We start from the raw sequence: 8514 nt of genomic DNA on the forward strand, positions 1-8514 counted from the left end.
ATAAGGAAGGTCGCCACTATTTTTATGCCCGATCGATCATGCCAGAAAGCTTTATTTTGACGCCAAAAAATTCACCTGAATGGGCGAGTGATCGAGAGCAGTTGTGGAATGAAGTTGAAAAGAAAGATCGTAAATCAAACTCACGGTATGCAAAAGAGTTTAACGTGGCTTTACCGGTAGAATTAAGTGAATCCGAACAGAAAGAATTACTGACAAAATATGTGCAAGAAAATTTTGTCGATCAAGGTATGGTAGCTGACCGGCACCGCATGTACGAAGAGTTCGTCGCGTTCGAAACGATGATTGCGCATCACGATTTGGCTGCCGCCAAGCAGCGGATGGCGCATTCGCTGGCTGTGATGAACGTGGTCGACGCAGCGCTGGCGGATGCCGGCATCAAGCTTGGCTAGCCAAGCAAAATGGTCTCGGCAGTTTCCACTGCTGGGACCATTTTTACGTTAAGCGAAAATTAGTTTGCTGAAGCCATAATTGAGCACGATGACGACGACCTGGTCGATCAGCTTCACAATCAGCGGCGAACCGTGCATTAAGGTGAGGCCGATGAACAAAATCGCCGTGTCCGCCAGCAGTGACGCGCCGCGCAAGGTGAAGAAGCTGGCGCCTTCTTTGACCACAGTCCGGAAGGTCATGTCGGCGGAGTTGAACACGACTTTCTTGTTGGCAATGAAGGCAAACAGCACGCTGAGGACCCAGGCGATAATGTTCGCCCAGAACCACGGCATCGCGAGGTGAGTCAGGCCGATGAACAGCACCACATTAATGCCGGTGGTGAGGCCTCCAACAATCAGGTAGCGCAAGGCTGTATCGTATTTGCTGTAAAGGGTAGTGATTGGTTTTTCCATAAAAAGGCTCCTTTCTCAGCGCTGCATGCAGGTATAAATCAACGAGGCGGTGGGCTGCGATTGGCCGTTCACCGTTAGCGGGTGAGCAGCGAGCTGATAATGGTAGGTGTGGGTCACATCGACCTGCTGGCCGCGGGTGGTGAGGTTTTGAACGGTAATCCGATATTGCCCAGCGGCGAGCTGGTGGTGCAGGCGGGCCACACTGCCAGCCATCGTTAACCGATAATGTTGCCCGGTGGCAAGGTTAGTGAGGGTGACTTGCACCTGACTACCAGCATGAATCTGAACGGAAAAATAGTTCGCTGGCGCGTTCACATCGACCACCTCTGCCAGCACGGTGCCTGGCGTCACGGTCTTGGGCTTGGCGTGATACTGCACGGATAGCTGACTGCGCTGGGCGGCAATCACTTGCTTTTGTGGCAGCTGAGCGCCAAGCACACCAGCGGCCCCAAAGGCGACGAGTGAAGCAGTGGCGCCACTGAGGAGGCTAGCTTGGTTCGCCCAGCGGGGACGCGACTGGCTGGCCTGACGCGGGATGGCCGCCAAAGCCACCCAGAGCAGCGGCAAAATGGCTTGACCATAGCGCGGTTCAACTTCCCACAGTAGGGTGTGGAAAGCCAGGTAGCCAAGGGCAGTGGTCACCGCCAGCAGTGCAAGGATTTGATGCGGGTCGGTCAGATCTGGCCGCCACCGCAAGAGCTTCAGCATCAGTGCGCCCCACATGAGCAGGGTCGCGGCCACATAGCCAATCACGGTCAGTCCCTGATAGAAGCCAGCATGATTACTGTACCAACTAGGTGCGGCGCGGAAGCCGCCGTTGTACCAGCGCTGAATGCCTTGGACATTGAGCACGATGCCTAACTTCACTACCCACAACCGGATGACGCCAACCACCCCGAGAGTTTTGATGCGCTTGGGGATGGTTTTCAAATTGTACCGCTGGCGGTCGGCTTGGCTGGGCTGCTTGATGGCACGTCCGACATCCTTGCCGGAGTAGCCGCCGTTGCTGTGCTGGTTGTAGCCCATCAAGATCCAGTTGGTCGCCGGGAACGAAAAGGCGGTGCGGGGTTGATAATTGGCTGCCACGTCAAAGACTTTGGTCGCCGGCAGACTCAGCCCGAAGCCCAGCACAATCAAGAGGATGGGCAGGGTCAGTTTGGCTTGTCGCCAGAGGTGCTGACGGGCCAGAATCAGGCCGACAATCAGCAGAGCTGGCAACAAGACCACCAGATTAGGCTTGAGCATGGCGCCGAGCATCACGGCAACAACTAGTCCGCTGCCGGCAAGCCAGCGCTGGCGCGATGTTTTCTGCGACCAGTTCAGCAGGCTGCGTATGATGATGAGCAGCACCAGCATCGTCGGTAAGTCGGAGTAAAAGACTTGCAGGTAGTAGGTGTAGGCAAACGGCGACAAGGCAAAGAAACCGAAGGCCACGACCAGCAGGCTGGCGCGCTGGCTGAGCTGCCAAATCGTATGCAGCGCCAGGGCAATAAAGCTGTCCAACACCAAGATACTCAGCAGGTGCACCGAAAGATTGGTGCTTAAGCCCACCAGTTGCGTCAGCCGCAACCACAGGGAGAGCAGATAAGCCAGCGGCACGTTATTGGCGTAGCGCCAGAAGTAGGTGATATCCCAGGTCATGTGGCCGGCGGCGAGCTGGTCGGCTTGCGACAGTACCCGGTACGGATCGTGGTAAACGGTGTTGGGCATCACGTGCAACACGACCACCTGGGCAATCAGCATCGCCAGTAAGCCAAGGCCAATGCCCCAGCGCAGCTGCCTTGTAGACAAATGGTCAAGTCGGGGCGCCCCGAAGTAAAGCCCCGCGCCCAGGAGCACTACCACCAACAGCGCCGGCACCCCGAGCACACTGGTCAGGTTACCGATGCTGCCAATGAGCAGGCAGAGGATTAAAATTGCTGGCAGAAAGGCGGGTTTAATCTTTTTCATACCCTCACCTCAATCCAGAATCGTTTGCACCGTGTAGCGCGGGCGATGTTTAACTTCGGTGGTGAGCTTGCCGATGTATTCACCAATCACCCCGAGGCTGATCATTTGGATGCCGCCAACGAACCACAGCGACACCATCAACAACGACCAGCCGTGCACGGTGAGCCCCAGCATTTTCATGACAATGGCGTAAACCACCATGCCCACCGCCAGTAGGCAAGACAAGGTACCCAGAATGAGAATGAGCCGCACCGGCGCAATCGTTAGGCTGGTGATGCCGTCCCAGGCAAAAGCCAGCATCTTTTTCAGCGGGTACTTGGATTCGCCGGCCATGCGCGGCGTGCGCTTGTAGAAGACTTCGGCAGTTTTGAAGCCGAGCTTAGGAATCAGGCCGCGAATGAAAATGTTGCGTTCTGGATACTGCAGGAAGGTTTCAACGGCGCGCTTGGACATCAGGCGGAAGTCGGCGTGATTGGGCACGAGTTCGACGCCCAGCAGCTTGAGTGTCTTGTAGTAGCCTTGGGCCGTGGTGCGCTTGAACCAGCTGTCGGTTTCCCGGTTGTTCCGGACGCCGTAGACGATGTCGGCGCCATCCGCATAGGCATCCACCATGTCGCCGATTTTGTCGGGATCATCTTGGAGGTCGGCATCGATGGTGACAATCATATCGGCGGTTTTCACGGCTTCACTCATGCCGGCGATCAGCGCCGACTGGTGGCCGAAGTTGCGGGAAAAACGCAGTCCGCGCACGCGAGAATTCATGGCGTGCAGTTTTTCGATGATGTCCCAGGTGTGATCCATGGAACCATCATCGACGATCAGGATGTCGGCACGCTGACCGAGGACGGTTTGCGCGGCGATTTGGTCTTCAACGGCCAGTAATTTTTGCACCGAGGACGTCAGCACCTCTTCTTCATTGTAAGCAGGAACAACAATCGTTAATTTTGATGTGGCCATGATTTCAACATCCCTTCCGGTAAAAACTGCCGCATTTTAGCTTGAATAAAGGCTTCCGCAGGTGTGACCAGCAACCACCAGCCGCTAGCTAAGCAGACACTGGCGAGCACATCAGAGAGGTAGTGGTCGCGCAGATACACCCGCGATATCGCCACCATCGCGATCCAGCCAATGCCAATCAATACAGTAATCAGCTGGGTTTCTTGATCTTGAATGTGCGGCAGCATCCAGTCCAAAATGATTAAATCAATCTGGGCCTCGTTTTGCCGGAACATGTCCAGCGCGATTAGGCCGTCATTGGCCCAGAACACATTGAAGTTCTCGAGCTCAAATTCGGTTTTGAGTGAGTCGGCTAAGCCCGCCTCGTCTTCGACTAGTAAAATGGTGGATTTCAATGGTCTTCTCCCTATGTGAATTGTGCCTTTAATGGTAATTGTCCAAAACAACCATAAAGGAACTGCGACTCATGACTAGTTTATCATCTCAAGAACGTACTGTCATTCAAACTTTGCTGGAATTGAATTATTCGATTCGTGCCATCGCGCGTTTTATTAACCGATCACCTGCGACGGTCTCTGTTGAAATTCATCAAGTCACGCCCTATAAAGCTGATATTGCTCATGCATTGGCATTGAAAAAACGTCATCTACGTGGCCGTCATCACACACTAACACCAGCTATCGCTGTCTTTTTGAATGAGCACATTGGCATTTTAAAGTGGTCACCAGAAACTGCTGCTCATGTTTTAGGGTTACCTTTCAAAACGATTTATAATTGGCTCAATGCTGGCCGACTCAAACTGTCATTAGCTGATTTACCTGACAAAGGTATTCGTCAAAAACGTCAGTCTGATGGCAGACGTCAAGTATTTGTTCACGGCCGTTCAATTGAATCAAGACCCAAAAGTGTTCAAGCACGGCAGGATTTTGGTCACTTTGAAGTTGATACGATGCAATCGGGTAAGAAACGTGGTGAAGTGCTTGTCACAATCACAGAAAGATTAAGTCGGCAACATATTGTGAGGCAAGTTAGTGGTCGCAATAGTCAGGCAGTGACACCAGTATTAATTCATTTTTTTCAAGGGATCGAGAATGCTAAGTCAATCACTGTTGATCGAGGACGAGAGTTTGTAAAATATGATGAAATCGAGCAAAAACTAGGCATTCCAGTTTACTTTGCACACCCATACTCACCAGAAGAACGTGGGAGTAATGAGATATTAAACCGATACGTTCGGCGATTCATACCAAAGGAGCGAAAAATTGAGACGGTTAGCGCCAAAGAATTAGATCAAATTAATCATTGGATTAATGCAAGACCAATGAAAACACTCAATTGGCAATCACCACGAAAGGTTTTTCAGCAGTTCGCAGTGTTCGGTTAATTCTTGCAATCTACCATATATAAAAAAGTATGACTTCGAAGATAGCAATGATTTAGCTACACATATTCGAGCTATTAATGATGACCTGCTTTATACAAACTATGCCGACGAAACAAACTTTAGAGCAAGCATTCAAAGATTAGGAGAATTATTAGGATTTGATTCTAGTCAGCCTGAGGCAGAAACGGCTATCAAAGAAGGCGGTCCTGATAATCTTTGGCTGGATCAAAGCACACAGATTGTCATAGAAGATAAAAATCGACGAGCTAGTGATGAAATCTTTAAAGGTGATGTAGAACAAATAACTACATCTTCGAATTGGTTTGCGGAAAAATATCAGAGTCAAACTTTCTATTCCATTATTTTCCACCCCTCTATCATCTTTGCTTCAGATGCACATACCAACTTTAAAGTTCATGTAGTTTCTGAAAGTAAGCTCCAATTGTTAAAAGACGCAATATATAAACTTGCTGATGGAATATGCCAGGAATCATTGAACTACTGGAGTGCTGAAAATCTCCAAAATTTATTTTGTGACACAAAACTATTAAAGCATTCGTTCATTTCCACCTACACAGTACCTGCCAAAAAAATAATGATATAAGAAAGCTTTTATGTGTGATTAGCCAATAGGGTATACCTCAAGAACATTCTCTGCCTCTATACAATTCAGAATTTTTATATACATTTACACAAAATATTTCACACTCTCTTTTTTTTTGAGGGAATTGTTGCTAAATGGATCATCAAAAAATAGTCAATCAATTGATTGGCTATTTTTGATGATATGAATAATTGGGTTTCATGTTTTGTTTAATTATTTAATTTTGCGGTGTGGGCGAACCGTGAACAAATAGTGTTTTAAGTATCCTGAACTATACATCAAGATAGCAGCGACAAATCCAATTATTAACAAGACTAATAATGATGACATGGTGGTACTCGATCCATTATGGAAATACAAAGTATTTGTTAGTGTTTGCATGCTAAATCGCATTGGAACCCAACTGTAAATTGCCTTTCGGTACAAAGGATCAAGGGTTTCCGGTGCATAAGATATCACGGAACTTGCTAGGAGCCAGACTATGAGTACTAATGGGTAGAAAGCAAATCCAAGCCAATCCAGGACACACGTTATAATAAGATAAAAGACAAAGATACTAATAGACATTAATCCGATAAAGTTAATTGGGTTTGGAATTGTTAGGTTAAAGCATACATTAACAAATAAGAACGCAACTGTTGCTGAAAGAATACTTGCTACCAAACCGGTAATTAGTTGACTAGTTATTGTTGTAGCATTTAAAAATTTTGAAGCGCTTCTTTTTGTGTGTTCGCGCCATAAAATAAGAGAGGGAATTAAAGCGCTAAACCACGCCAATGCCACTAGAAGCATGGGTGCTGTGCCATTAACCGTGTTCTTTTCAATTTTATTAGACTCATGAGTAGATACACTAATAGGGGTCGAAACCAAATCCCAAGATTTTGCGGATAAATTAATCTTATTTTTGCTAAGAACACTTTGTTGCTGTGCGCTAATTCGTGATGAAAGCGCATTTACAATCTGAGGAAGTGCTTGGGATAGCAATTGCGATATTTGAGCATTCATTCCTTGATTAATACTGATCTTAATCTGTGCAGGGTGAACGGGTTTCTGTGTAACAAATTTAGCTTGAAGCAATTGTGATTTAAATTTAGCTTGAAGCAATTTTGATTTTGCAGAATCTGGTAATTTCTCCTTTTTTTGAAGAGTAGTGAGCTTTTGGCTAATAATTTGGGCCTTTAGCGATTCATTTTGCTGCTGTAACTCTTTTGAAAATCCTGATCTAATAATGAAAGCCCCATAATACTTTTGATCATTAAAACCATCTTTTTGTGGAGATACCCATTTGATTTTTGAATCTTTTCCATTGAATTTCTTTCGCAACTTACTTTCAATTTTATTGCTGAGAGTTCCTTTGTCTTCGTTGACAAGTGCTACAGGAATTTGTTTTACTTTGACAGAGTTACGTATGCCAATGAAGGTAAATGAAACTATTCCAATAATTGCTCCAACAAGCAATAATGCTAACCAATATCTTTTACTACGAATTACATCGAACATCTGATATTCCTCCCTTTTAAGCTCAGTACTAATAATAGTGGACATTATTTTGGAAAGACATAGACAACTTTTTTTGAAACGTCACTTAGGCATACAAAATGTTATTTGTGTATACTTAAGTTACATATGGATCTATACTGATGTTTGGAGAAAAGGAGGAACTTATGACTGATTTAAGAAATAAGAGAACAGAAATGTTAATTGAAAATTCTTTTATACAATTAGTAAGACAACAGGGATTTAATAATGTATCGGTAATTGATATCTCTAATAAAGCCTTGATCAATCGTCAGACATTTTATAGGCACTATCAGGATAAGTATCACTTGGCCGCGAAAATGATTCAGGATTTTGTGTCGACTTATGATTCAGTATTGAAGAAAAGAAGTAATTTAAATAAACAAAATCAAAACTTTTTGAGCATTACATCCATATTGGCACCTGATATAAAAAATCTTTTAATCAAACAACGTGAAAAGATTTTAGCATTGCGCTCTATTCAATTGGATAGCAAAGATTTGAGTAGTGAGATAAAAAGGGTTTTAAGAAACAATCTTGTAAGTATGCTGGAGGAAAAACCTGATAAGTTTGAAATGTCATTATTAACTTCACTTATTCTGGGTAGTTTTAATTACCTAATTGATGAACAAGAATTGCCTGATACAAGTCAAATACAACATGCAATTACAGTAATCCTTTGTTTGCTAAGCTAAACCTGAATTATTCATATAAATCCCAAAATTTACGACAGTTACTGTAGTATCAACGTTGTCTAATGTTTTCACTTTTCACCTGTTGGGTGATAAAAAAAGAACCCCAATCTGTTAGATTGAAGTTACCACAACCATCAATCGAAGAGAGAGATTCCAATGTTTAGCGTTCCGAAAATTCATCTAGAAAGCAACCAGCAAGTGATTTTAACACATGATGGTGGGCATTTATTGACATAAGAGCATTTAGGGAAAGTAGAATCTTTCTATTTTCAATAAGTTAACGTGACGGCCACTAGGGTATACCCTAGTGGCCTTTTTTATTTCTGTGCTATACTAGGCATTAAAAGTGTTCATTAGAACTGTCCAAAAAGAGGGCTGAAAATGGCTAAAATTGGTTATGCGCGTGTGAGTTCCAAGGAGCAACATTTAGATCGACAGTTGGCGGCTTTAGAAGCTGTCCAAGATCTATGATTTTTGATATACTTCTATGTAAAAAGCGAGTTTAAGCTCTCATGAAAAATTATCCCAGCAATATTACTCGGC

General features: G+C 45.3%; 7 protein-coding genes and 2 pseudogenes. 4 read left to right on the plus strand and 5 right to left on the minus strand.

Annotated features, from left to right (window positions below; translation table 11 throughout):
• A pseudogene (locus IV84_RS11150) lies at positions 1 to 260 on the plus strand (MobA/MobL family protein); the annotation flags it as partial.
• A gap of 198 nt (positions 261 to 458) precedes the next feature.
• Here the strand turns inward: IV84_RS11150 and IV84_RS08635 are convergent.
• From IV84_RS08635 to IV84_RS11440, 4 genes are read right to left on the minus strand one after another with little or no spacing between them, the layout of a single operon-like run.
• The gene (locus IV84_RS08635) at positions 459 to 863 is read right to left on the minus strand and encodes a GtrA family protein (protein WP_056986429.1); all 405 of its coding nucleotides are present in this window, start codon (positions 861 to 863) and stop codon (positions 459 to 461) included.
• A 15-nt stretch (positions 864 to 878) separates the two neighbouring features.
• A complete protein-coding gene (locus IV84_RS08640; RefSeq protein WP_056986430.1) occupies positions 879 to 2813 on the minus strand; it encodes a hypothetical protein in 1935 nt (644 codons plus the stop codon).
• Positions 2814 to 2822: 9 nt separating this feature from the next.
• Entirely contained in the window at positions 2823 to 3770 is a 948-nt protein-coding gene (locus IV84_RS08645) for a glycosyltransferase family 2 protein (protein WP_046870790.1), read from the minus strand.
• Complete coding sequence (locus tag IV84_RS11440) at positions 3752 to 4165, minus strand: phosphatase PAP2 family protein (protein WP_046870789.1); 414 nt, start codon at positions 4163 to 4165, stop codon at positions 3752 to 3754. The genes IV84_RS08645 and IV84_RS11440 overlap by 19 nt, the downstream gene beginning before the upstream one ends.
• A 71-nt stretch (positions 4166 to 4236) precedes the next feature.
• On the opposite strand from IV84_RS11440, the gene IV84_RS08655 reads away from it, so the two are divergent.
• Positions 4237 to 5154 carry an IS30 family transposase gene (locus IV84_RS08655; RefSeq protein ID WP_046870788.1) on the plus strand — a complete coding sequence of 306 codons (918 nt, stop codon included), beginning with the start codon at positions 4237 to 4239 and terminating at the stop codon, positions 5152 to 5154.
• An 817-nt stretch (positions 5155 to 5971) separates the two neighbouring features.
• Here IV84_RS08655 and IV84_RS08660 read toward each other — a convergent pair.
• Positions 5972 to 7258, minus strand: a complete 1287-nt coding sequence (locus IV84_RS08660) for a YhgE/Pip domain-containing protein (protein WP_056986433.1) — start codon at positions 7256 to 7258, stop codon at positions 5972 to 5974.
• A 164-nt stretch (positions 7259 to 7422) separates the two neighbouring features.
• Between IV84_RS08660 and IV84_RS08665 the strand changes: the two genes are divergently transcribed.
• Both IV84_RS08665 and IV84_RS10945 read left to right on the plus strand, forming a co-directional pair.
• Positions 7423 to 7971, plus strand: coding sequence for a TetR/AcrR family transcriptional regulator (locus IV84_RS08665; protein ID WP_056986435.1), 549 nt, complete (start codon positions 7423 to 7425; stop codon positions 7969 to 7971).
• A 381-nt stretch (positions 7972 to 8352) separates the two neighbouring features.
• Positions 8353 to 8439 (plus strand): annotated as a pseudogene (locus IV84_RS10945) (recombinase family protein); the annotation flags it as partial.
• Positions 8440 to 8514 lie beyond the last annotated feature (75 nt).

The organism is Pediococcus damnosus, from assembly GCF_001437255.1.
GTDB lineage: Bacteria > Bacillota > Bacilli > Lactobacillales > Lactobacillaceae > Pediococcus > Pediococcus damnosus.